Genomic DNA, 23,499 nt, shown 5'->3' with positions numbered 1-23,499 from the left:
CAGGGAAATCAGGCGCGGTCCTGTGCTCGGCGTCGCGACGCCGAGCCGACACGGCCGGACGTCGGCTACTCTCCGGCTGCCCCGCGTGGCCGGACGCCGGCCGGCTCTTCGACGCCGGCCACCGCTTCGGCTCCTCCGCAGAGCCGGGCGCCGCCTACCGCTTCGGCTCCTCCGCGCGGCCGGGCCCGCGGATCCCGAGGGCCTGCGTCGTCGCCGGGTTCACGAGGAGCACCAGGGCCGTCACCGCGACGCCCGCGAGCACGATGCCGACCGGGATCGCGACGCTGTCGGCGCGGAGCAGGTTGTACGCCACCGGCAGCGCCATGATCTGGGTGATGACGGCGGGCCCCCGGCTCCAGCCGCGCCGCAGCAGCAGACCCCGCGCGGCCAGCAGAGGGAGCAGCGCGAGCACGATCAGGGTGATGCCGAGAGTGACGGCCTGCTGACGGTCGTCCGGCGAGCCCGTGAGGCCGAGGACGAGCGTCCAGACGCCGCCCCCGACCAGGGCCAGCCCCTCCAGGCCGGCCAGCGCCGCCGCGGCGGTCAGCCGCGTGGGGCGGGGCCCGGCTTCGCGGGTCTCAGGGGTGGGGTTCTGCTCAGCGCTCACCCCTGAAGGGTAGCCCTCGCCCCCGGCCACCGCGGCCGACGCCTTCGGCCCCTCTGTGCCCAGGACCACTCCCGGCCCTCTTACCCGATCCCTACCCGGGCTAGGGCCGAGTACCGCCCAGTAGGTACTCTGCACACCATGCGTGCACTTCTCGTGGTCAATCCGGCGGCAACCACCACAAGCGCACGTACCCGTGATGTCCTCATCCACGCTCTGGCGAGCGAGATGAAGCTCGAGGCGGTGACCACCGAGTACCGGGGGCACGCCCGGGACCTCGGCCGGCAGGCCGCGGAGAGCGAGGACATAGACCTGGTCGTGGCGCTCGGCGGCGACGGCACGGTCAACGAGGTCGTCAACGGCCTGCTGCACCACGGCCCCGACCCCGACCGCCTCCCCCTGCTCGCCGTGGTGCCCGGCGGCTCGACCAACGTCTTCGCCCGCGCCCTCGGCCTGCCCAACGACGTCGTGGAGGCCACCGGCGCCATCCTCGACGGCCTGCGCGAGCGCCGTGAGCGTGTGGTCGGCCTCGGTCTCGCCGCGGGCACCCCGGGCACCGAGGACGAGGCGGTGCCCTCCCGCTGGTTCACCTTCAACGCAGGCTTCGGCTTCGACGCGGGAGTGGTGGGCCGAGTGGAGCAGCAGCGGGAGCAGGGCAAGCGGTCCACGCATGCGCTCTATCTGCGCCAGATGGTCCGCCAGTTCCTGGAGGAACCGCATCGCAGGCACGGCACGATCACTCTGGAGCGGGCGGGCGAGGAGCCGGTCACGGATCTGGTCATGTCCATAATCTGCAACACCGCGCCCTGGACGTTTCTCGGCAACCGTCCGGTGTACGCCTCGCCTAAGGCCTCGTTCGATACCGGCCTCGACGTGCTGGCCCTCAGCCGCCTCTCGACGGCCTCGGTTGCCCGGTATGCGACCCAGTTGCTCACTTCGTCCCCCGAGCGGGGGCCCCGGGGCAGGCATGTGGTCGCGCTGCACGACCTGACCGGGTTCACCTTGCATTCCAAGGCGCCCCTCCCCCTTCAGATGGACGGTGACCACCTCGGGGTGCGTACGAGCGTGACGTTCACAGGCGTACGCCGTGCACTGCGTGTGATTGTGTGAGCAGAAGGGGCTAAAGTCCTTTCACTCGAACGTTTAGGCCAGGATCCACCCCTTGGAAGTACGGCTGTGACCTAGTCGACACCAAGGAATCAAAAAAAACTTTCCGGAAGGGGTTGTATCCGCCGCTGAGGTTTGCGAGTCTCTACGTGGCGCTCGGGACAGCCCGCAACACCGGCTTCCATCGAGAGCGCTCGAACCCCTCCTCAATTCACAGGACCACGTCAGTGAGTCTGACGATCGGCCCTTCACTTGTTGAGGGATTCGTGAAAGCGTTCACATTCACAAGCAATCTGCACGTAATACCACGGAGAGGTAGCAGCCATGGACTGGCGTCACAACGCCGTTTGCCGCGAGGAAGACCCCGAGCTCTTCTTCCCCATCGGCAACACTGGTCCTGCGCTGCTGCAGATCGAGGAAGCCAAGGCCGTCTGCCGTCGCTGCCCGGTTATCGAGCAGTGCCTGCAGTGGGCGCTCGAGTCCGGCCAGGACTCCGGCGTCTGGGGTGGTCTCAGCGAGGACGAGCGCCGCGCCATGAAGCGCCGCGCCGCCCGCAACCGGGCCCGTCAGGCCTCCGCCTGACACACCCGCCCCAACGAGCCTGAGCTTGGCGGCGCGTACAGCGAGTACGCTTCTCCCGCCCCCGAGCCGCAGCGCGCAGTCGCTAGCAGCAGCTGGCACCAACGAGCTTTAGCCCCGGACCACTTGGTGGTCCGGGGCTCATTGCTGTGGGGACGATGCCCTCAGGGGCCGGGGAACGGCGGTGTCCGTACCGGCTCGGCCGCCGCCCGGGCTCACTTCTGCGCACGAACCGGGATGTCCAGGATCACCCGCGTGCCGCGCCCCGGGGCCGGGACCATGTCGAAGGTCCCGCCCAACTCGCCCTCCACCAGCGTCCGCACGATCTGCAGTCCGAGGTTGCCCGCGGTCTGCGGATCGAAGCCCTCGGGCAGGCCGACCCCGTCGTCCTGGACGGTGACCAGGAGGCGCGCCTCCTTCGGCGTACCGCCGCGGACGGCCGAGACCTCGACCGTGCCGGTGTCGCCCTGACGGAAGCCGTGCTCCAGCGCGTTCTGCAGGACCTCGGTGAGCACCATGGACAGCGGCGTGGCGACCTCCGCGTCGAGGATGCCGAAGCGGCCGCTGCGCCGGCCGGTGACCATGCCGGGCGAGATCTCCGCGACCATGGCGAGCACCCGGTCGGCGATCTCGTCGAACTCCACGCGCTCGTCCAGGTTCTGGGACAGCGTCTCATGGACGATGGCGATCGAGCCGACCCGTCGCACGGCCTCCTCGAGGGCCTCCCTGCCACGATCGGACTCGATGCGGCGGGCCTGCAGGCGGAGCAGGGCGGCGACCGTCTGGAGGTTGTTCTTCACCCGGTGGTGGATCTCCCGGATGGTCGCGTCCTTGGTGATCAACTCGCGCTCGCGGCGCCGCAGTTCGGTGACGTCCCGGAGCAGGACCAGCGAGCCGATGCGCGTGCCCTTGGGCTTGAGGGGGATCGCGCGGAACTGGATCACCCCGTCGTTGGCCTCGATCTCGAACTCGCGCGGCGCCCATCCGCTGGCCAGCTTGACCAGTGCCTCGTCCACCGGCCCCTTGGTCGGGGCGAGTTCCGCGGTGGTCTTGCCGAGGTGGTGGCCGACGAGGTCGGCGGCGAGGCCGAGCCGGTGGTACGCCGACAGCGCGTTCGGTGAGGCGTACTGGACGATGCCGTCCGCGTCGAGCCTGATCAGGCCGTCGCCGACGCGCGGTGAGGCGTCCATGTCGACCTGCTGGTCGGGGAACGGGAAGGCGCCGGCCGCGATCATCTGGGCCAGGTCGGAGGCGCTCTGGAGGTAGGTGAGCTCCAGGCGGCTCGGGGTGCGCACGGTCAGCAGGTTGGTGTTGCGCGCGATGACGCCGAGGACGCGCCCGCCGCAGCGGACGGGGATGGACTCGACCCGGACCGGGACCTCCTCGCGCCACTCCGGGTCGCCCTCGCGCACGATCCGGCCCTCGTCCAGGGCCGCGTCCAGCATGGGGCGGCGGCCGCGGGGGACGAGGTGGCCGACCATGTCGTCCTGGTAGGACGTGGGGCCGGTGTTGGGGCGCATCTGGGCCACCGACACATACCGGGTGCCGTCGAGAGTGGGCACCCACAGGACCAGGTCGGCGAAGGAGAGGTCGGACAGCAGCTGCCACTCCGACACCAGCAGATGCAGCCACTCCAGGTCGGAGTCGCTGAGGGCGGTGTGCTGGCGGACCAGTTCGTTCATGGAGGGCACGTGTGCGAGGGTACCTGGGCGTTCGGACATCGATCGAAATCGGCCGGTGCAGGCACCTCGGTACGACCCTGCCGGGGAGGCGGCCCGGGATGCGGCGCCACGTACGGCCCCCGAAAGCACCCGCGGGCCGCGGCGCCTGGGAGGGACCCTCAACCCTCCCGGCACCGCAGCCCGGAGCATCAACGGCCGCGGGGTGTGCGGTCCCGGTCGGCCGAAGGTCGAGGAGCCGGAGCAGTCAGGGCAGAGAGCGCCGGTTCCTCGGTCCGCCTTCCTGTGCGGGGAAGGCGGGGCTTGTGTCTTTACTTACTTTACCTAGGGTTGTCGGCGTGATGGACTAGACCACGCCGGCGAGACCATGGTGCCTGGGTCTCGGGGCATGTGTCCATGCGTTTGAGGATGTTTGTTGTTGTCTCTTTATCAGACATCCATGTCCGCACGCATCCGTCCCGGCCATCCCGACGGCCCACTCGGAGCGTAGTCCCGGTCGGTTCGTGCGCGGGGCCAGACGGCCAGGGCGAGCTCGGCGAGTGCTTCCAGTTCCTCCCGGGTGGCCCCGTCACGCGCCTGTTGGGACATGCCCTGGATGATCGCGCCGACGTACCGGGCGAGTGTGCGGGCATCGGTATCGGCGGGCAGCTCACCGGCGGCGGCTCCGGCCCGGATACGACTCTCGAAGGCGTCGATGTTGGCGTTGCGCCGCGCCCGCAAGGACTCTTCGATCTCCGGCGTCGTGCAGTTGGCGGCGGCGTGGATGACGAGGCAGCCGTGCGGGTGCCCGGGAGCGGTGTAGATCTCGGCGGCCTCGCGCAGCATCCGCTCGACAGCAGCACGAGCGGTGGGCTCCTCGGCGAGGGCCCGGTCGCCGAAGGATCCGTACCGCTCGTCGTAGACGCCGACGACCTCCTCGAAGAGGGACCGCTTGTCACCGAACGCCGCGTACAGGCTCGGCGCACCGATCCCCATGACCCGGGTGAGGTCGGAGACGGAGGTGGCCTCGTAGCCGTGCTCCCAGAACGCGAGGAGGGCCTTTTCGAGCGCGGTCTCGCGATCGAAGGAACGGGGGCGTCCGCGTGGGCGGGACGACCCGGAACCGCCGCGCGCCGGCGTCGATTTGGCCGCGGGCTCGCGCTCGACCGCGGCCCGTGTCAGCCCACCGGGCAGCGGCTCGGTCCGTCGGTCGGTGTCCTGGCTCTCCACCATGGGATGGATTTTATAGCGGGGGCTAGAGAAATGACCCGGCCCTGCAGTACGGTCTTTTCTGTATCGATCGCTAGGGAATGGGGGCATCGGCATGGACGTGCTCGCGGGGAGGACCGCGCTCGTCACGGGGGCGAGCAGGGGCATCGGCCGGGGAATCGCCGAGCGGCTGGCGCGTGACGGTGCGCGGGTGGCCGTGCACTACGGCCGGAACGAGGCGGCGGCGAAGGAGACGGTCGCGGCGATCGAGGCGGCCGGCGGTTCCGCATTCGCGCTCGGCGTCGAGCTGGGGCTGCCGGGCGACGCCCAGGCCCTGTGGGAGGCGTTCGACCGCCATGCGGACGGCCTGGACATCCTGGTCAACAACGCGGGGATCGGCGGTGCGCGCCCGCTGTCGGAGATCGAGGAAGAGGAGTACGACAAGGTCTTCGCGGTGAATGTGAAGGCGCCGTTCTTCATCGTGCGCCGCGGCCTGGACCGGTTGAGGGACGGCGGTCGTGTCATCAACATCTCCTCCGGTCTGTCCAGGACCGCGGCGATGCCGCAGCAGATCGCCTACGCGATGACGAAGGGCGCCCTGGACGTCTTCACCCGCGACCTGTCCAAGCTGCTGGGCCATCGCGGCATCACCGTGAACTCGGTGGCGCCCGGGATCATCGACACCGACAACACCGCGGAGTTGCTGCACGGCACGCAGGACGGCGCGGCCTGGGCCGCCTCCATATCGGCACTGGGCCGCGTGGGCACTCCGGCGGACGTCGCCGACGTGGTGGCGTTCCTGGCCTCGGACGCCGGCCGGTGGGTCACGGGCAGCTGGGTGGACGCGACGGGAGGTTCGCTGACCTAGGGGCTCCCGCGGACCTTCGGCACATCCAGCCCCTTATAGTGCGTCTCCGTCACTTCCGGCGCGTCCAGCCGCTATCAGTGCGTCTCCGTGACCTTCGCCAGGGCGCGCGGGGCGTCCGGGTCCTGGCCGCGGGCGATGGTGACCTCGTACGCGAGGAGCTGGAGCGGGATGATCTCCAGGATCGGCTGGACCTCCTCGGCCACGCCCTCGGTCGGCAGGACGAACCCCGCCGATGCCTGCTCGACCTGGCTGGTCGGCCCGATGACGACGAGGTCGGCGCCGCGGCCGCGCAGCCGGTCGAGTACGGGCTGGAGCGCGGCGCCGCCCTTGCCGTCCGTCACGACGGCGATGACCGGCGAGACGTTGTCGACCATGGCGAGCGGGCCGTGCAGGAGATCGGCGCCGGAGTAGGAGAGCGCGGGGATGTAGCTGGTCTCCATCAGCTTCAGGGCGGCTTCCTTGGCGGTGGGGTAGCCGTAGCCGCGCGAGGTGATGACCATGCGCTCGGCGAAGCGGTAGCGGGCGGCGAGGGTGCGGACCTCGTCCTGGCGGGCGAGGAGTTGCTCGGCGAGGTCGGGCAGTGCCTTCGCGGGGGCGCCGTCGCCGCCGCGCAGCCCTTCGACGAAGAGATAGAGGGCGAGGAGGGAGGCGGTGTAGGTCTTGGTCGCAGGGAGGGCCTTCTCCTCACCGGCCATGACGTCGATGTGGTACTCGGAGACGGCGGCCAGCGGTGAGTCCGGGTTGTTGGTCACGGCGAGCGTGAGGGCGCCAGCCTCGCGGGCGGCCCGCGTCGAGGCGACCAGGTCCGGGGAGCCGCCGGACTGACTGACGGTGATGACGAGGACGTCGGTGAGGTCGGGGCGGGCGCCGTAGGCCGTGGTCGTGGACATCGAGGTGAGACCGCAGGGCAGGCCGAGGCGGATCTCCAGGAGGTACTTGGCGTAGAGCGCGGCGTTGTCCGAGGTGCCGCGGGCCGTCAGCAGCACGAACCGGGGCTTGCGGGCGGCGACCTCGCGGGCCACCTCCCGGATGCGCGGCGCCCCCTCGTCGAGGATGCGGCGCAGCACGGCGGGCTGTTCGGCCATCTCCCGGGCCATGGTCCGTCCCGGGAGGTCTCGCTGAGGGTCCGGTGTCGTCGGCGTCATGGGGGTTCCTCCCGGGCTGGGCAGTGCCTCTCGCTCTGTCCTGACGGCTCCTATTCCACCCCCTCGGACCCGGCGATGCCTCGGCGGGGAGGCAGTGGCGGATCTGCGCCCGGTGACACCGGGCAGAGCGCGGCAGATCTGCACGCCTGCCGGCCCGAATCCGCCAGGCGGGCGGCCTCGGCCGGGCCCGCGTTCCGGGCGCCGCCGGCTCCCGCCGAACCGCCTTCCCACCTCCCGCCTGTACCCCTGTCCGCAGCCCTGCGCCGGCCCCACCTCTGTTAGATTGGTCTAAACCACATGGTCCCTCTCCCTGGTTCCAGTCCCTCTCCTCAGATCGGCAGGCCCAGCGTGGAAGTTGTCATCGTTCCGGACGCCCAGGCGGGTGGCGAGCTCATCGCCGAGGCCATGGCACAGCTGCTCCGACGCAAGCCCGACGCCCTGCTCGGTGTGGCCACCGGGTCGACACCGTTGCCGGTGTACGAGGCCCTGGCAGCGAGGGCGCGTTCCGGTGCCGTGGACCTTTCGCGGGCGCGCGTCGCCCAGCTCGACGAGTACGTCGGACTCCCCGCGGACCATCCGGAGTCGTACCGTTCCGTCCTCCGGCGAGAGGTGCTGGAGCCGCTCGGCATAGGCATGGACGCCTTCCTGGGGCCCGACGGCACCGCGGAGGACGTCCAGGCCGCGTGCGCGGCGTACGACAGGGCGCTCACCGAGGCCGGCGGCGTGGATCTGCAGCTGCTCGGGATCGGGACCGACGGGCACATCGGGTTCAACGAGCCGTGCTCCTCGCTCGCCTCCCGCACCCGCATCAAGACGCTCACCGAGCAGACCCGTATCGACAACGCCCGCTTCTTCGACGGCGACATCGACCAGGTGCCGCACCATGTGATCACCCAGGGCATAGGCACCATCCTCGAGGCGCGGCACCTGGTGCTGCTGGCGACCGGCGAGGGCAAGGCGGACGCGGTCGCCGCGACCGTCGAGGGCCCGGTGGCCGCCGTCTGCCCGGCCTCCGCGCTCCAACTCCACCCGCACGCGACCGTCGTCGTGGACGAGGCCGCCGCGTCCAAGCTGAAGCTCGCCGACTACTTCCGGCACACCTACGCCAACAAGCCCGACTGGCAGGGCATCTAGCCCCCTCACAAGGAAGACGCCTCACAAGGAGGACGCCGGGTCCGGACGGCACCCGGACCCGGCGTCCTCCCCGCCACGGCTCAACGGCCCGCGATGACCTCCGCCGCCGCCCGACCGCACACCCGTGCCGCCCCGTGGGTGGCGATGTGCAGGGCGCCGCGAGGAGCGGCCTGGGGCACGCCCATCTCGACCACGATGGTGTCGGGACGCTGCGCGAGGAGCGTGTCCAGGGCGGAGGCCATCCAGGGGTGGCGGTGCTCGTCGCGGACCACCGCCACGATCCGCCGGGGCCCGGCGGCCGCCAGCGCCGCACGGCCCGCCGCCTCCCCGGCGAAGCTGCCGGTCTCCGTGCCGGGAAGCAGGCGGAGCAGTTCGGCGGCCACGCCCCACGGGGTCTCGTCGCCGACCGCGATGTTGGCGACGGGGGTGAGGGCGGCGACGTAGGGCGGCTCGGTGAGCGGGGTGAAGCCCTCTTCGCCGGTGACCGTCAGCGCGCGGCGCGCCGCGAGCAGTCCGATGTCGGCGACGGGCGGCCGGTGTGGGCCGGCGCCGTCCGCTGCCGCCGACGCCGTCCACCGTGCCAGCGCCCGTACGCGTTCCGCGGCCTCGGCGAGCCGTTCCTCGGCCAGCTCGCCGGAGCGGACCGCCGCCACCAGGGCGTCCCGCAGCCGTCGTACCGTCTCGTCGTCCGCCAGGCCGCCCCCCACGCAGATGGCGTCGGCACCGGCCGCGATGGCGAGGACGCTGCCGCGCTCGATGCCGTACGTCCCGGCGATCGCCCGCATCTCCATGCCGTCGGTGACGATCAGGCCGTCGTAGGCGAGCTCGTCGCGCAGCAGGTCGGTCAGGATGCGCCGGGACAACGTTGCCGGGCGGTCCGGGTCCAGGGCCGGGACGAGGATGTGCGCGCTCATCACCGCCCGCGTGCCGGCGGTGATCGCCGCGCGGAACGGGGCGAGTTCGCGGTCCTGGAGCACCGCTGGTTCCGCGTCGATGCGCGGGAGGGCGAGGTGGGAGTCGACCTCCGTGTCGCCGTGGCCCGGGAAGTGCTTGGTGCAGGCGGCGACGCCGGCGGACTGCAGGCCGGTGACGTAGGCGGCGGTGTGGCGGGCGACCAGCTGAGGGTCGGCGCCGAAGGACCGGACGCCGATCACCGGGTTGGCGGGGTTGGAGTTCACATCGGCCGAGGGCGCCCAGTTGAAGTTGACCCCGCACTCGGCGAGCCGGCGGGCGAGTGCGTACGCCGCCTCGCGGGTCAGGTCGACGTCGTCGACCGCGCCCAGCGCGTGGTTGCCCGGGAAGGAGGAGCCGGTCCGCACCTCCAGGCGGGTGACGTCTCCGCCCTCCTCGTCGATCGCGACGAGCACGTCGTCGCGTTCGGCGCGCAACTGGGCTGTCAGCGCGGCGAGTTGTCCGGGTGAGGTGATGTTGCGGCCGAACAGGCCCACGGACGCCAGGCCCTCGCCGAGGCGCCGCAGCAGCCAGTCGGGGGCGGTGGTGCCGATGAAACCGGGTTGGAGGACCGTCAGCGCGTCGCGCGTCAGAGTGTCCGTACCGCTGGCGAATGTCGTCATCGGAGGGCGTTATCCCTTCACGGCGCCCGCGGTGAGGCCCGCGGCCATCTTGTGCTGGACGAGGAGGAAGAGCACGACGATCGGCACCGCCATCATCGTGGCGCCGGCCATCATCGGGGCGTACTCGGTGCCGTGCTTGGTGGTGAAGTTGCCGAGCCACACGGTCGCGGTCTGGTTCTGCTGGCTCATCAGCATCAGGGCGTACAGGTACTCGTTCCAGGCCTGGATGAAGCCGTAGACCGAGGTGGCGACCAGACCGGGGGCCAGCAGCGGGAAGACCACGCGCAGGAAGGCCCCGGTACGCGAGCAGCCGTCCACCATCGCCGCCTCCTCCAGCTCGCGCGGGATGTTGACGATGAAGCCGCGCAGCGTCCACACCGTGAACGGGAGGATGAAGGTCAGGTAGGTGATGATGAGGCCGGACAGCTTGTCGTACTGTCCGAGGTCGTTGAGCAGCAGGAACACCGGAATGATCATGGCGACGAGCGGGACCATCTGGATCGCCAGGATGCCCACGATCACGATCTTCCGGCCGCGGAAGGCGAACCGGGAGATGGCGAGCGCGGCCAGCATGCCGACGACGATGCCGATCGCGACCACCGACAGTGACACGATCAGACTGCGGCCGACCGGTCCCCAGAAGTCGGCGATGTCCAGCGCCCGGCGGAAGTTGGCCAGTGTGACGCCCGTGGGCAGCAGACTCGGGTCCGGGTCGATGGCGTCCTTCGCCGGTTTGAACGCCGTGTCGATCATCCAGTAGACGGGGAAGCCCGCGGTGAGGAAGACCAGCAGGCCGAGGAGGTTCCAGCCGAGCCGGGACCTGGTCCGGCGGCGGGCCAGGTCGCGCCCGGCGAGCGTCGTCGCGCTCATGCCGCTCATTCGACTTCTCCGATCTTCAGCATCTGACGCATGTAGAGGGCGACGACGCCGAGCAGCAACAGCACGGTGATCAGCGCGATCGCGGAGCCCTGGCCGTAGTCGTTGACCACGAACGCCCGGTCGTACGAGTAGGTGGTGAGCAGCTGGAACTCGGCCTCGGGGTGGCCGCCGCGCATCACGAAGACCTGCGGGAAGACGCCCATGTCCCAGATGACGGAGAGGGTCGTGAGCATCACGATGATCGGCTTCAGGATCGGGAGGGTGACATGCCGGAACACGCCCCAGGAGCCCGCGCCGTCGAGCCGGGCCGCCTCCTCCAGCTCCTTCGGCACCTGAGTGAGGCCCGCGCCGAGCGTGATGACGACGAACGGGACGGCTCCCCAGACCACGAGGAGCATGATCACGGCCAGACCCTGCGGTCCGCTCGCGAACCAGTTGTGGCCGATCAGATGCACGCCGGGCAGCTTGCTCAGCAGAGCGTTGAGGATGCCGTAGTCCGAGTCGAAGAGCCATTTGAAGACGGTGGTGGCCACGATGACCGGCATGCCCCAGCTGGCCACCAGCACGACGTTGATCAGCGTCTTCATCCAGCCGGAGACCCGCTGGAGCAGCAGCGCGATCAGCATGCCGAGGACCATGGTGAAGATCACCGAGCCGGCCGCGAAGACGGTCGTGCGCACGACGACCGCCCAGAACTCGCCGTCCTCAAGGACGTTGGTGAAGTTGGCGAGGCCGGCCGACTGGGCCGGCTGGAACCCCCACAGCTGGGACTGGCCGAACTTCTGGAAGGACAGGGTCACCAGGCGGACCAGCGGATAGCCCATCACCAGGGCGAGGACCAGCAGACAGGGGGCGAGCAGCGCCCAGGGGACGGCGGCCCCGCCCGGCGCCCGCCCTCTGCGTGGCCTCACGGTGGCGACGCCCGGTGGTGGAGGCGCCGGCCGCGGCGGCGGCACCTTGGCAGGGGTGGTCGTGTCTGCGGCACTCATCGCGCGCTCCTCAGCGGTCCTTCAGGTCGTACGAAGGCGAAACCCGCACGGTCGCGGGAGGACGGCAGCCGCGCCCCCACGGTCGTACGAGACGCAGGGCCCCTCCCCGAACACCCCCGGGGTCCACGGGGCCCTGCCGTCGGCTCACTTGGTGTTGATGACCTTGTCGATCGCGGCGTCCGCGTCCTTCGCGGCGGCCTCGACCGACTTCTTGCCGGTGCCGATGTCCTGCAGCATCGTCTGCAGGACCTGCGCCTTCTCGACCTGGCCCCAGCCGGGTGCCATGGGGACGAACCAGTTGGACTCGGCCGCGGTGGCCGGGACCGCCGTCGCCGGGTCGTTCTTCAGGGTCGCGAGGTCGGTCTTGTTGTTGGGCAGGTTGCCCTTGGCGATGAGGCCCTTCTGGCCCTGCGATCCGGTGAACGCGTTGATCCACTCGGCGGCCAGTGCCTGCGCCTTGGACTTCACCGGGATCGCCAGGTCGGAACCGCCCAGGAAGACGGGCATGTTCTTGCCGGACGGACCAGGCATCACGAAGTTCTCGAGGCTGGTCTTCAGCTTGCCCCCGGTCTTGTCGGCCTTCGGGTCGGCCGCGGCCGCGCCCTCCCAGGCGGCGCCGAAGATCATGGCGGACTTGCCCTGGCCGTAGACGATGTACCGGTCGGATTCGTCCTTGGTCTTGTCGCCGTGCATGTACTTGTCGATGACCGTCTTGAACTCGTTGAGGCCCTTGAGGGACTCCGGCGAGGAGAGGTCGGCCTTCCACTGGCCGCCCTCCTGCTTGGCGATGGAGCCGCCGGCGTCGTAGACGAAGGACATGGCCGCGTACCAGTCGCGCGTGGGCTGGTACCAGGCGCTGAACCCGCTGCCCTCCTTCGTCTGGATCTTGTCCAGGTCGGCGGTGAGCTCCTGGTACGTCTTCGGCGGCGTCTTCACACCGACCGAAGCGGCGATGTCCTTGCGCCAGTTGGCGACGCGGCCGCCGGCGTAGTAGGGGACGCCGTAGGTCTTGCCGTCGTATGTCACGGAGGCCTTGAGGCCGTCCAGCCACTGGGCCGAGTTGTCGAACTTGGCCGCGTCCACGGGGGCGAAGGCGCCCTTGACCATGTAACCGAGCATCTCGGTGTTGCCCATCTCGACCACGTCGGGCGCCTTGTCGGTGGCGAGGACGGCGTCGAGCTTGGTGTTCTTGTCCGGCCAGCCGTAGTACTCGTGGTTGATCTTCAGCCCCGGGTGCTTCTTCAGCACCGCGTCGTCGGCGGCCTTCACCAGCGCCGGCCAGTTGTTCTGGGCGTCGACCGTCAGCCAGACGGTGAGCTCCTTGGCGTCCGCCCCCGTGCTCGACCCGCCGGACTTCCCGCCGCCGCACGCCGCGATGGAGACCATCATGCCCGCGATACCGATCGCGACTGTCAGTTTGCGCTTCACGCCATCCTCCTCAGGGATGCCACAAACCCCCCTTGTCCCCGCGGCGTGACGACGCGCACCGCCCGTGGGGCCGGGACTGGACCAATGGTGTAGACCAGTAGGGGGGAGCTTGGCTCAGACCAATAGGCGCGTCAAGGGTGTTCGAGCCGCTCAGGGTGTTCGTTATGTGACCTACATATGAAAGGACCTTTAAGTAGGAACCCAGCGAAAACGGGCACCCGGATTCCCGCGGCCGCGACTGGACCACTTCCACGATGTGGACTAGACCAGCGAGGATGCCGACGGTATACAGAGGGGATCCCCGTCCGTGGAACGGGGATCACGGAGCGTGGGGCCCTGCTCCCCATGAAGCCGTGCCACGATGTGAGCCGTGACCGACGGACTGTCGGTCGCTTCGGCATCCGGAGCCGGGAAGGCAGAGCATGAGCACCGATGTCAGCAGTGCGGAGAGCGAGGGCGGGACGACCGTCCGCACCGCGCGCGTGCCCAAGTACTACCGTCTGAAGAAGCATCTGCTCGACATGACGGAGACGCTGGCGCCGGGCACGCCGGTGCCGCCCGAGCGCACGCTGGCCGCGGAGTTCGACACCTCCCGCACGACGGTGCGCCAGGCGTTGCAGGAGCTGGTCGTCGAGGGACGGCTCGAACGCATCCAGGGCAAGGGCACGTTCGTCGCCAAGCCGAAGGTGTCCCAGGCACTGCAACTGACCTCGTACACGGAGGACATGCGCGCGCAGGGCCTGGAGCCGACCTCTCAGTTGCTGGACATCGGCTACATCACGGCCGACGACACGCTCGCCGGGCTGCTCGACATCTCGCCCGGCGGCCGGGTGCTGCGCATCGAGCGGCTGCGACTGGCGAGCGGCGAGCCGATGGCCATCGAGACGACCCACCTGTCCGCCAAGCGCTTCCCGGCGCTGCGCCGCTCGCTGGTGAAGTACACCTCCCTCTACACGGCGCTCGCGGAGGTCTACGACGTCCATCTCGCGGAGGCCGAGGAGACCATCGAGACCTCGCTTGCCACCCCGCGTGAGGCGGGTCTGCTCGGTACGGACGTGGGCCTGCCGATGCTGATGCTCTCCCGCCACTCGCTCGACCGCGAGGGCAAGCCGGTGGAGTGGGTGCGGTCCGTCTACCGAGGGGACCGCTACAAGTTCGTGGCCCGGCTGAAGCGGCCTGCGGAGTAAACCAGCAGCGCCTTTCCGGACCTGGTCACGACCGATATGCGGACGAGGGCTTCCGCTCTCATGACGGGGTCACCTACATTGCCTGCGCATTACACAGGTGCACAGGTGACCAGTGAGGGGACGGAGCCGCATGTCCGATCAACCAGATGCAGCCAGAGCGGCGGTGGTGACGCCGGTGCGCGTCGTCATCGCCCTCTGCCTTGTAGCACCCTTCGTCGCGATGCTGTGGGTCGGCTCGTACGCCAAGACGGACCCCGCGTTCATCGGCATCCCGTTCTTCTACTGGTACCAGATGCTGTGGGTGCTCATCTCCACGGCGCTGACGATGCTCGCGTACAAGCTGTGGCAGCGTGACCAGCGCGCCCGCGCCGGCCGGCAGGGGGGTGCGTCGCAGTGAAGGACGGCGTGAACGGCGTCGCGCTCGGCGTCTTTGTCTTCTTCTTCCTGGCCGTCACGGTCATGGGCTTCCTGGCGGCGCGCTGGCGCAGGGCCGACAACGAGCACAGCCTCGACGAGTGGGGCCTCGGCGGCCGCTCGTTCGGAACCTGGATCACCTGGTTCCTCCTCGGCGGCGACCTGTACACCGCGTACACGTTCGTGGCCGTGCCGGCGGCGATCTACGCGGCGGGCGCCTCGGGCTTCTTCGCGGTGCCGTACACCATCCTGGTGTACCCGCTGATCTTCACCTTCCTGCCGCGCCTGTGGTCGGTCTCGCACCGGCACGGGTACGTCACGACCTCGGACTTCGTGCGCGGCCGGTTCGGTTCGAAGGGCCTGTCGCTGGCGGTGGCGCTCACCGGAATCCTGGCGACCATGCCGTACATCGCGCTCCAACTGGTGGGCATCCAGGCCGTGCTGGACGTGATGGGTGTGGGCGGCGGCGAGAACACCAACTGGTTCGTGAAGGACCTGCCGCTGCTGATCGCCTTCGGTGTGCTGGCCGCGTACACGTACTCGTCGGGCCTCAGGGCGCCCGCCCTGATCGCGTTCGTGAAGGACGCGCTGATCTACATCGTCATCGCGGTGGCGATCATCTACATCCCGATCAAGCTGGGCGGCTTCGACGACGTCTTCGCGAAGGCGGGCCATGCGTTCGCGCAGGCCAACCCGAAGACGGGCAAGCCGCGCGGTGCCCTGGTCCCGGCCGAGGCGACCCAGTGGACGTACGCCACACTGGCGCTGGGCTCGGCGCTGGCCCTGTTCATGTACCCGCACTCGATCACGGCCACGCTGTCCTCGCGCAGCCGTGAGGTGATCCGCCGCAACACCACGATCCTGCCGCTGTATTCGCTGATGCTGGGACTGCTGGCGCTGCTGGGCTTCATGGCGATCGCCGCGGGTGTGAAGGTCCAGAACGGGCAGCTGGCGATTCCGCAGCTGTTCGAGGACATGTTCCCGGACTGGTTCGCCGGAGTGGCCTTCGCGGCGATCGGCATCGGCGCACTGGTGCCCGCGGCGATCATGTCGATCGCAGCCGCGAACCTCTTCACCCGCAACATCTACAAGGACTTCATCAATCCGCACGCGACGGCAGCGGAGGAGACCAGGGTCTCCAAGCTCGTGTCGCTGCTGGTGAAGGTGGGCGCCCTGGTCTTCGTCCTGACCATGGACAAGACGGTCGCCATCAACTTCCAGCTGCTGGGCGGCATCTGGATCCTTCAGACCTTCCCGGCCCTGGTCGGCGGTCTGTTCACCCGCTGGTTCCACCGCTGGGCGCTGCTGGCGGGCTGGGCGGTCGGCATGGTCTACGGCACGCTGGCGGCGTACGGTGTCGCGTCCCCGACCCAGCCGCACTTCGGCGGCTCCGCCAAGGAGATCCCCGGCATCGGCGAGATCGGCTACATCGGCCTGACGGCGTTCGTGATGAACGTGGTGGTGACGGTGGTGCTGACGTTCGTCCTGAAGGCGCTGAAGGCTCCCGAGGGCATCGACGAGACGAAGCCGGAGGACTACACGGCGGACGCGGGCGACCCGGGGGTCCAGGTGGAGCTGCCGCCGGCCACGGCCGGCACCTCGCACTGAGTCCACGTCGCACGCGGGTCAGCGGGCCGTCGGAGAAAATCCGGCGGCCCGTTGTCGTACCCGTCCGGCACACTCGGCCCCATGGACCTCATCATCCGGCAGGCGACCCCCGACGAGTACGACACGCTCGGCGAGACCACCGCGCAGGCCTATCTCCGGGACGGCCTCCTCGACTTCGGCGAGAGCGACGCCTACCTCGACGAACTGAAGGACGTGGCAGGGCGGGCGGCCGCGGCAGAGGTGCTGGTGGCCGTGGCGGACGGGCATGTTCTCGGCGGCGTCACCTTCGTACCGACCGGCGGCCCCATGGCCGACATCGCGGGACCGGGGGAGGCCGAGATACGGATGCTCGCGGTCGCGCACGCCGCACGCGGCCGGGGCGCGGGAGAGGCTCTCGTCCGGGCCTGCGTCGACCGCGCACGGGCCACGGACGGCTGCGTACGGGTCGTCCTGTCGACCCAGCGCACGATGCGCACCGCCCATCGCATCTATGAACGCCTGGGCTTCGTTCGCACACCCGAGCGGGACTGGAACCCTCTCCCTCAACTCGACGACATCACCCTCCTCACCTACGAGTTGACACTCTGAGGCGACTGCGACACAACATCTGGGGGTGGCGCCGCAGCTCGGCACAAGATGTATGCTCATGCTCGCTGTCGCCGCAGGGGAATCCGGTGCGAATCCGGAACTGTCCCGCAACGGTGTACTCGTACACGTATGCCCGCATACCGTCGTACGAGCGTCAGTCCGAGGACCTGCCGACAGTGCGCCCGGCCGTCCGGTCCGGGTGCCCTGACGTCCGGGCCTCGCGGAATGGGCCGGTGGACGCGACGCCGCGTGCGCTCGTGTGCTGCCCCCTGCCCTCCGCCAGGCCCCGTGCCGAGCGAGGGAGAGCCCCACGTGACCATCGCGCCAGTCGATCCGGCTTCAGCCACGGGCCTGGAATCCGACGGTCCCGGTGCCGCGCTGCTGCGGACCCTGACCGAGCTGACCACCGACCTTCCCGACGCCGACCCCGGCCGGGTCGCCGCCGCCGCGCTGCGCGGACGGTCCGCCCGTGCCGACGAGGCCGAGCTGCGCGAGCTGGCCACGGAGGCCGCCGCGGGCCTCATCTCCGAGGACCCCGCCTACTCGAAGCTGGCCGCCCGCCTGCTGACCATCGGCATCCGCGCCGAGGCCGCCTCCCAGGGCGTCACGTCGTTCACCGAGTCCATCGCCGTCGGCCACCGGGAAGGACTCATCGCGGACCGCACCGCCACGTTCGTACGCCTGCACGCCGACCGTCTCAACGCCCTGGTGGACGAGCGGGCCGACGACCGCTTCGGCTACTTCGGCCTGCGCACCCTGCACAGCCGCTACCTCCTGCGCCACCCGATCACCCGCAAGGTCGTCGAGACGCCCCAGCACTTCATGCTCCGCGTCGCCTCCGGGCTCGCCGAGGACACTGCGTTCGATCCGCAGACGGGCAGCCGGGCGGTGGACGACGTCGCCGCGCTCTACGGGCTCATGAGCCGGCTCGACTACCTCCCCTCCTCCCCCACCCTCTTCAACTCCGGCACCCGGCACCCCCAGATGTCGTCCTGCTACCTCCTCGACTCCCCGAAGGACGAGCTGGACTCCCTCTACGAGCGCTACCACCAGGTCGCCCGCCTCTCCAAGCACGCCGGCGGGATCGGCATCGCCTTCTCCCGCATCCGCTCCCGCGGCTCCCTGATCCGCGGCACCAACGGGCACTCCAACGGCATCGTCCCGTTCCTGAAGACCCTCGACGCCTCGGTCGCCGCCGTGAACCAGGGCGGCCGGCGCAAGGGTGCCGCCGCCGTCTACCTGGAGACCTGGCACTCCGACATCGAGGAGTTCCTGGAGCTGCGGGACAACACCGGCGAGGACGCCCGCCGCACCCACAACCTCAACCTCGCGCACTGGATCCCGGACGAGTTCATGCGCCGGGTCAACGCGGACGAGCAGTGGTCGCTGTTCTCCCCCTCGGACGTGCCCGAGCTGGTCGACCTGTGGGGCGAGGAGTTCGACGCCGCCTACCGCAGGGCCGAGGCGGCAGGTCTCGCCAAGAAGACGATCCCCGCCAGGGACCTGTACGGCCGCATGATGCGGACCCTCGCGCAGACCGGCAACGGCTGGATGACGTTCAAGGACGCCGCCAACCGCACCGCCAACCAGACGGCCGAGCCGGGCCACGTGATCCACTCCTCCAACCTCTGCACGGAGATCCTGGAGGTCACCGACGACGGGGAGACGGCGGTCTGCAACCTGGGGTCGGTCAACCTCGGTGCCTTCGTCGACACCGCAACCGGCGACATCGACTGGGAGCGGCTGGACGAGACGGTCCGCACGGCCGTGACCTTCCTCGACCGCGTCGTGGACATCAACTTCTACCCGACCGGGCAGGCCGGCCGCTCGAACGCCAAGTGGCGCCCGGTCGGCCTCGGGGCGATGGGCCTGCAGGACGTCTTCTTCAAGCTGCGGCTGCCCTTCGACTCCCCTGAGGCGAGGCAGCTGTCCACCCGAATCGCCGAGCGCATCATGCTCGCTGCCTACGAGGCCTCCACGGACCTCGCCGAACGCAACGGCCCGCTGCCGGCGTGGGAGAAGACCCGTACGGCCCGCGGTGTGCTGCACCCGGACCACTACGGCGTCGAGTTCACGTGGCCGGAGCGCTGGGCGGCGCTGCGCGAGCGGATCGCGAAGACCGGGATGCGCAACTCGCTGCTGCTGGCCATCGCCCCGACCGCGACGATCGCATCGATCGCCGGCGTCTACGAGTGCATCGAGCCGCAGGTCTCCAACCTGTTCAAGCGCGAGACGCTTTCCGGGGAGTTCCTCCAGGTCAACTCCTACCTGGTGAACGACCTGAAGGAGCTGGGCGTGTGGGACGCCCGGACCCGTGAGGCGCTGCGCGAGTCCAACGGCTCGGTGCAGGACTTCGCCTGGATCCCGGCCGACGTACGGGCGCTGTACCGCACGGCCTGGGAGATCCCGCAGCGCGGCCTGATCGACATGGCCGCCGCCCGCACCCCGTTCCTGGACCAGGCCCAGTCACTGAACCTGTTCATGGAGACGCCGACCATCGGCAAGCTCTCCTCGATGTACGCGTACGCCTGGAAGCAGGGCCTGAAGACGACGTACTACCTGCGTTCTCGGCCGGCGACCCGTATCGCCCGTGCCGCCCAGGGCCAGGCGCAGACCCAGAAGCCCATCCCCGTCCAGCAGGTCGCCGACCCCGACGCGGTCGCCTGCTCCCTTGAGAACCCCGAGTCCTGCGAGGCCTGCCAGTAATGCCCACCCGTCACCCGACCAACACCCCTGATGGACGGCGCTCCGTGCCGACCGCGACATCCACCCGGAACCAGAACCTCCTCGACCCGGGCTTCGAGCTGACCCTGCGCCCCATGCGCTACCCGGACTTCTACGAGCGCTACCGGGACGCCATCAAGAACACCTGGACCGTGGAGGAGGTCGACCTCCACTCGGACGTCGCGGACCTCGCCAAGCTGACCCCGGGCGAGCAGCACCTGATCGGCCGGCTGGTCGCGTTCTTCGCGACGGGCGACTCGATCGTGGCCAACAACCTGGTGCTGACCCTCTACAAGCACATCAACTCCCCCGAGGCGCGGCTCTACCTGAGCCGCCAGCTCTTCGAGGAGGCCGTCCACGTCCAGTTCTACCTGACACTCCTGGACACCTACCTCCCCGACCCGGACGACCGGGCGGCGGCCTTCGCTGCCGTGGAGAACATCCCGTCCATCCGCGAGAAGGCCGAGTTCTGCTTCAAGTGGATGGACTCGGTCGAGAAGATCGAGCGCCTGGAGACGAAGGCGGACCGCCGTCGGTTCCTCCTCAACCTCATCTGCTTCGCCGCGTGCATCGAGGGCCTGTTCTTCTACGGCGCCTTCGCGTACGTCTACTGGTTCCGCAGCCGGGGCCTGCTGCACGGCCTGGCCACCGGCACCAACTGGGTGTTCCGCGACGAGACGATGCACATGTCGTTCGCGTTCGACGTCGTGGACACCGTCCGCAAGGAGGAGCCGGACCTCTTCGACGACGAGCTCCGGCAGCAAGTCACCGACATGCTCCGGGAGGCCGTCGAGGCGGAGCTTCAGTTCGCCCGCGATCTGTGCGGTGACGGCCTGCCGGGCATGAACACCGACTCGATGCGGCAGTACCTGGAGTGCGTCGCCGACCAGCGCCTCACCCGCCTCGGGTTCGCCCCGGTGTACGGCTCGGAGAACCCCTTCTCCTTCATGGAGCTGCAGGGCGTCCAGGAGCTGACCAACTTCTTCGAGCGGCGTCCGTCGGCGTACCAGGTCGCGGTGGAGGGCACCGTCGACCTGGACGAGGACTTCTGAACGCCTGCCGACGCGGGTTCAGGCGGCCCCAGGGCCGCCTGAACCCGCGTCCGGTGCGGGTGCGGGTGGTCAGCGCGGCAGGGCCCGCAGCAGCAGTCGGCGCGGGCGGAGCGTGATGCCGATGCGGGGCCCGGGCTCGGACCCGGGTGCCTGTTCGAAGCGGTAGGCGGAGGCCATCGCCGCGGTGAGGAGGGTGAGTTCGGCCATCGAGAAGTGATCGCCCGGGCACTTGCGGTTGCCGACGCCGAACGGGGTCATCGCGTGCTTGGGGACCTCCTTGGCCCGTTCCGGAAGCCACCGGTCGGGGTCGAACTCCAGATGCCGCCCGTACGAGCGTGGATCACGCTGGATCGCGTACGGGCTGTAGACGACGTCGGCCCCGGCCGGAATGCGGTACCCGCCGAACTGTGTGTCGGCCACCGCCCGCCGCGTCAATATCCATACGGCGGGATGCAAACGCATTGTCTCGACGATGACGTGCGCGGTGTACGTCAGCTTGCGGACGTCCTCGAATGCCACCGGCCGGTCACCCGCGACGGTTTTCACCTCGTCGCGGATCTTGTCACCCTGGTCCGGGCGCTCGGTGAGGACCTTCAGGAGCGACATGATCATGGAACCGACGGTTTCGCTTCCGGCGGTGATGATGGCGACGACCTGGTCGTGGATCTCCTGTTCCCCGATGGCCTCGCCATTCTCGTCCTTCGCCTCCAGCAAAGCCGTCAGCAAATCGTCCGGCTTTTGACCGGATGCCCGGCGATCGGCGACGATCTCGTCGACCAGGAGATGCAGATCGGCCAATGCCCGGTTGAATTCGCGGTTGGCCGGAAGCGGCAGGCGATAAAGCGGCCCCAGGGGCAGGACCATGCGCTGGTACATACCGCTGAACAGTGTGGTGAGCGCCGCACAGATCCGCTCGGCCCGGGCGTCCATGTAACTGCCGCGCATCAGGCAGCGGGTGGCGACGCGGACGGCCACGCGGAAGGCCTCCGTGGTGGCGTCGAGGGCGGCGCCGGAGCGCCAGCGTTCCACGAGCGCGTGCGCCTCCTCCGCCATGATCGGGCCGTAGGCGGGGATGGCCTCGAGCCGGAAGGCCGGCTGGATGGCCCGCCTCTGGCGCCTGTGCAGCGCCCCGTTGCTGGTGGCCACGCCCTGCTTGCCGAGCAGGTCCTCGAGCGACTCCCACAGCGCCCCGCCGATCTGGAAGTCGGTGCTGAGCGCGAGGGCGCCCGCGAGTTCGGGGCTGGTGACCGCGTACAGCGTCTTCGGGCCGATCCTCAGCCGTACGACGTCGCCGTCGTCCCGCAGTCGGGTGAGGAAGCCGAGCGGATCGCGGGCCAGTTTCCAGCCGTGCCCGAGACCGGGGACGCCACCCCCGGCGAGTGGCGGAACAGACGGCTCCATCGGCGCCTGGGCCCTGACCGATTCCAGAGTCATTTCTCACCTGCCGTTTCGTTGTCGACGTACGGGGGTGTCGACCGGTCGTCCCAGCTGTCGACCCGGTACCGGCCGGACTCGTGATGGAACCAGTACACGGTGCTGAACCAGTTCCGCATGTTTGCGACGATCGCCCTGACCGCGATGCCCAGTTCCTTTTCCCGTACCGTTCCGTCCGCGAGGGTGTCGGCGAACCGCACTGCCTCCTTTTCGGCGGTGATGAAATCGGTGACGCATTGACCGACCCGCCGCCGTATTTCCGAGACGGCCTCTTCGAGCGTCAGCCCCTCATGATGGATGAGACTGATTCCGAGATTATGGACCTCGTCCCCCGCTATCTCCTTGGGGAGCGAACACAGATCGTTGTACCAGGCGGCGAACTCTTGGCTCAGCAAGGCCGCCCGCCGGTATGCGGGGTGTTTCCGGACGTGCTCCGGTAATTCGCATTCGGCGCTCAGCTCCAGCAGATCCGTCCAGATCCAGTGCGCGAAGGTGAGCCGGCGGAGCTCGAGGTAGGCGTCCACCGTCGGGACCCGCCCGAGGGTGCGGTTCCGGAACTCCAGGTCGTACGCCTCGATCACCGCGTGGAAGTGCCGGGCGAAGCGCGCGTTCCACGTGGGGCCGAGGAACGAGTACAACCGCAGCACGCTGTCCGCGAACCCGGCGACCAGGGGATCCGGATGGTGCAGATGGTCCGAGGGAGAGTCCAGGGCCGTGTGCAGCCGCGACCTCAGCCTCCCCCAGGCGGCGGGCCGACGGTGGACGATGTCCCGGTCGTGGCGGTCGTCCCAGACGAAGAACCACGCGCTGTAGTCGGCTATCGCCTGCAGGACCTCGTCGGGGGCGCCGATGTAGTAGCCCGCCATGAGGTCGGTGTAGCACAGTCCGTCGGCATATTCCTCGACCTTGTCCGCCGGCATGAGCCGCTTTTTCAGCAGCCAGGAACGTGTCTTCTCCTGCAGGCGGGGCCAATACGGGTGCAGTCGACGGGGAAACGCGGCCTCGATCACCGGTAGTCGGAGCGCCGGTGGAACCGCGACCGCGGTCGCCGTCGGTGAAGTGCTGTGTGGGAAAGCTGGCACGAACAAACCCCTCTCAGCGGCCGGTTGGCGCCGCGCCCCCTCCGTCGTGCCGGGCGCACCGCCGTCGCGTTGTCCCGCGCATTCCATTCAGCACTACAACTGACCGGCATGGGAACGGATTTGCTTCACCCACTCCCCTACTGTGCCGAGATTCTCCCCTTGTGTGACTGATTAAGGATCAGTTCATGCGTACAAGGGATCGAATGTGCGACGCACACATGAACGCGACACCTACG

At 69.4% G+C, this 23,499-nt stretch carries 20 protein-coding genes and 1 riboswitch; of the genes, 10 read left to right on the top strand and 10 right to left on the bottom strand.

Features of this window, described 5'->3' with window-relative positions; translation table 11 throughout:
- Positions 1-154: 154 nt before the first annotated feature.
- Positions 155-607 (bottom strand): hypothetical protein, encoded by a 453-nt coding sequence (locus tag SY2F82_RS13515; protein WP_200419249.1) that lies wholly within the window; start codon positions 605-607, stop codon positions 155-157.
- Positions 608-745: 138 nt separating this feature from the next.
- Between SY2F82_RS13515 and SY2F82_RS13510 the strand changes: the two genes are divergently transcribed.
- Both SY2F82_RS13510 and SY2F82_RS13505 read left to right on the top strand, forming a co-directional pair.
- The gene (locus SY2F82_RS13510) at positions 746-1,714 is read left to right on the top strand and encodes a diacylglycerol kinase family protein (RefSeq protein WP_200419248.1); all 969 of its coding nucleotides are present in this window, start codon (positions 746-748) and stop codon (positions 1,712-1,714) included.
- A 321-nt stretch (positions 1,715-2,035) separates the two neighbouring features.
- Positions 2,036-2,293: a WhiB family transcriptional regulator gene (locus tag SY2F82_RS13505; RefSeq protein WP_003992873.1), complete on the top strand. Its 258-nt coding sequence runs from the start codon at positions 2,036-2,038 to the stop codon at positions 2,291-2,293.
- A 212-nt stretch (positions 2,294-2,505) separates the two neighbouring features.
- Here SY2F82_RS13505 and SY2F82_RS13500 read toward each other — a convergent pair whose 3' ends face one another.
- Together SY2F82_RS13500 and SY2F82_RS13495 are read right to left on the bottom strand one after the other, a co-directional pair.
- Positions 2,506-3,972 carry a sensor histidine kinase gene (locus tag SY2F82_RS13500; RefSeq protein ID WP_200419450.1) on the bottom strand — a complete coding sequence of 489 codons (1,467 nt, stop codon included), beginning with the start codon at positions 3,970-3,972 and terminating at the stop codon, positions 2,506-2,508.
- Positions 3,973-4,398: 426 nt separating this feature from the next.
- Entirely contained in the window at positions 4,399-5,181 is a 783-nt protein-coding gene (locus SY2F82_RS13495; protein WP_200419247.1) for a TetR/AcrR family transcriptional regulator, read from the bottom strand.
- Positions 5,182-5,272: 91 nt separating this feature from the next.
- Between SY2F82_RS13495 and SY2F82_RS13490 the strand changes: the two genes are divergently transcribed.
- Positions 5,273-6,025: an SDR family oxidoreductase gene (locus SY2F82_RS13490; RefSeq protein WP_200419246.1), complete on the top strand. Its 753-nt coding sequence runs from the start codon at positions 5,273-5,275 to the stop codon at positions 6,023-6,025.
- Positions 6,026-6,099: 74 nt separating this feature from the next.
- Here SY2F82_RS13490 and SY2F82_RS13485 read toward each other — a convergent pair whose 3' ends face one another.
- Positions 6,100-7,170: an SIS domain-containing protein gene (locus SY2F82_RS13485; protein WP_200419245.1), complete on the bottom strand. Its 1,071-nt coding sequence runs from the start codon at positions 7,168-7,170 to the stop codon at positions 6,100-6,102.
- Between the two features lie 348 nt (positions 7,171-7,518).
- Here SY2F82_RS13485 and nagB point away from each other — a divergent pair, with 348 nt between their 5' ends.
- Positions 7,519-8,304 (top strand): glucosamine-6-phosphate deaminase, encoded by a 786-nt coding sequence (gene nagB, locus SY2F82_RS13480; protein WP_200419244.1) that lies wholly within the window; start codon positions 7,519-7,521, stop codon positions 8,302-8,304.
- An 80-nt stretch (positions 8,305-8,384) separates the two neighbouring features.
- Here the strand turns inward: nagB and SY2F82_RS13475 are convergent, their stop codons facing one another.
- The 4 genes from SY2F82_RS13475 to SY2F82_RS13460 all read right to left on the bottom strand — a co-directional run bounded on the left by SY2F82_RS13475 (position 8,385) and on the right by SY2F82_RS13460 (position 13,174).
- On the bottom strand, positions 8,385-9,878 hold the full coding sequence (locus tag SY2F82_RS13475) for a glycoside hydrolase family 3 protein (RefSeq protein WP_200419243.1): 1,494 nt from the start codon (positions 9,876-9,878) through the stop codon (positions 8,385-8,387).
- Between the two features lie 9 nt (positions 9,879-9,887).
- Positions 9,888-10,748: a carbohydrate ABC transporter permease gene (locus SY2F82_RS13470; RefSeq protein WP_200419242.1), complete on the bottom strand. Its 861-nt coding sequence runs from the start codon at positions 10,746-10,748 to the stop codon at positions 9,888-9,890.
- A gap of 5 nt (positions 10,749-10,753) precedes the next feature.
- A complete protein-coding gene (locus SY2F82_RS13465; RefSeq protein WP_200419241.1) occupies positions 10,754-11,746 on the bottom strand; it encodes a carbohydrate ABC transporter permease in 993 nt (330 codons plus the stop codon).
- A gap of 144 nt (positions 11,747-11,890) precedes the next feature.
- Positions 11,891-13,174, bottom strand: coding sequence for an extracellular solute-binding protein (locus SY2F82_RS13460; protein WP_200419240.1), 1,284 nt, complete (start codon positions 13,172-13,174; stop codon positions 11,891-11,893).
- Between the two features lie 422 nt (positions 13,175-13,596).
- Between SY2F82_RS13460 and SY2F82_RS13455 the strand changes: the two genes are divergently transcribed.
- The 6 genes from SY2F82_RS13455 to SY2F82_RS13430 all read left to right on the top strand — a co-directional run bounded on the left by SY2F82_RS13455 (position 13,597) and on the right by SY2F82_RS13430 (position 20,747).
- The gene (locus SY2F82_RS13455; RefSeq protein ID WP_200419239.1) at positions 13,597-14,361 is read left to right on the top strand and encodes a GntR family transcriptional regulator; all 765 of its coding nucleotides are present in this window, start codon (positions 13,597-13,599) and stop codon (positions 14,359-14,361) included.
- Positions 14,362-14,491: 130 nt separating this feature from the next.
- Positions 14,492-14,758, top strand: a complete 267-nt coding sequence (locus tag SY2F82_RS13450; RefSeq protein ID WP_200419238.1) for a DUF3311 domain-containing protein — start codon at positions 14,492-14,494, stop codon at positions 14,756-14,758.
- Positions 14,755-16,383 (top strand): monocarboxylate uptake permease MctP, encoded by a 1,629-nt coding sequence (gene mctP / locus SY2F82_RS13445; protein ID WP_200419237.1) that lies wholly within the window; start codon positions 14,755-14,757, stop codon positions 16,381-16,383. The genes SY2F82_RS13450 and mctP overlap by 4 nt, the downstream gene beginning before the upstream one ends.
- Before the next feature lie 81 nt (positions 16,384-16,464).
- Positions 16,465-16,971, top strand: coding sequence for a GNAT family N-acetyltransferase (locus tag SY2F82_RS13440; protein WP_200419236.1), 507 nt, complete (start codon positions 16,465-16,467; stop codon positions 16,969-16,971).
- 22 nt (positions 16,972-16,993) lie between these two features.
- A riboswitch (cobalamin riboswitch) is annotated at positions 16,994-17,161 on the top strand.
- A 122-nt stretch (positions 17,162-17,283) separates the two neighbouring features.
- Positions 17,284-19,677 carry a ribonucleoside-diphosphate reductase subunit alpha gene (locus SY2F82_RS13435; RefSeq protein WP_200419235.1) on the top strand — a complete coding sequence of 798 codons (2,394 nt, stop codon included), beginning with the start codon at positions 17,284-17,286 and terminating at the stop codon, positions 19,675-19,677.
- Entirely contained in the window at positions 19,677-20,747 is a 1,071-nt protein-coding gene (locus tag SY2F82_RS13430; RefSeq protein ID WP_200419234.1) for a ribonucleotide-diphosphate reductase subunit beta, read from the top strand. The genes SY2F82_RS13435 and SY2F82_RS13430 overlap by 1 nt, the downstream gene beginning before the upstream one ends.
- Positions 20,748-20,816: 69 nt before the next feature.
- Here SY2F82_RS13430 and SY2F82_RS13425 read toward each other — a convergent pair whose 3' ends face one another.
- Entirely contained in the window at positions 20,817-22,181 is a 1,365-nt protein-coding gene (locus SY2F82_RS13425) for a cytochrome P450 (protein WP_200419233.1), read from the bottom strand.
- Positions 22,178-23,263 carry an epi-isozizaene synthase gene (gene cyc1, locus SY2F82_RS13420; protein ID WP_200419232.1) on the bottom strand — a complete coding sequence of 362 codons (1,086 nt, stop codon included), beginning with the start codon at positions 23,261-23,263 and terminating at the stop codon, positions 22,178-22,180. Before cyc1 ends, SY2F82_RS13425 begins: the two co-directional genes overlap by 4 nt.
- Positions 23,264-23,499 lie beyond the last annotated feature (236 nt).

Origin of the sequence: Streptomyces sp. Y2F8-2, assembly GCF_014905555.1 — a bacterium.
Lineage (GTDB): Bacteria > Actinomycetota > Actinomycetes > Streptomycetales > Streptomycetaceae > Streptomyces > Streptomyces cynarae.
This window is presented reverse-complemented; position numbering and strand designations above follow the sequence as displayed.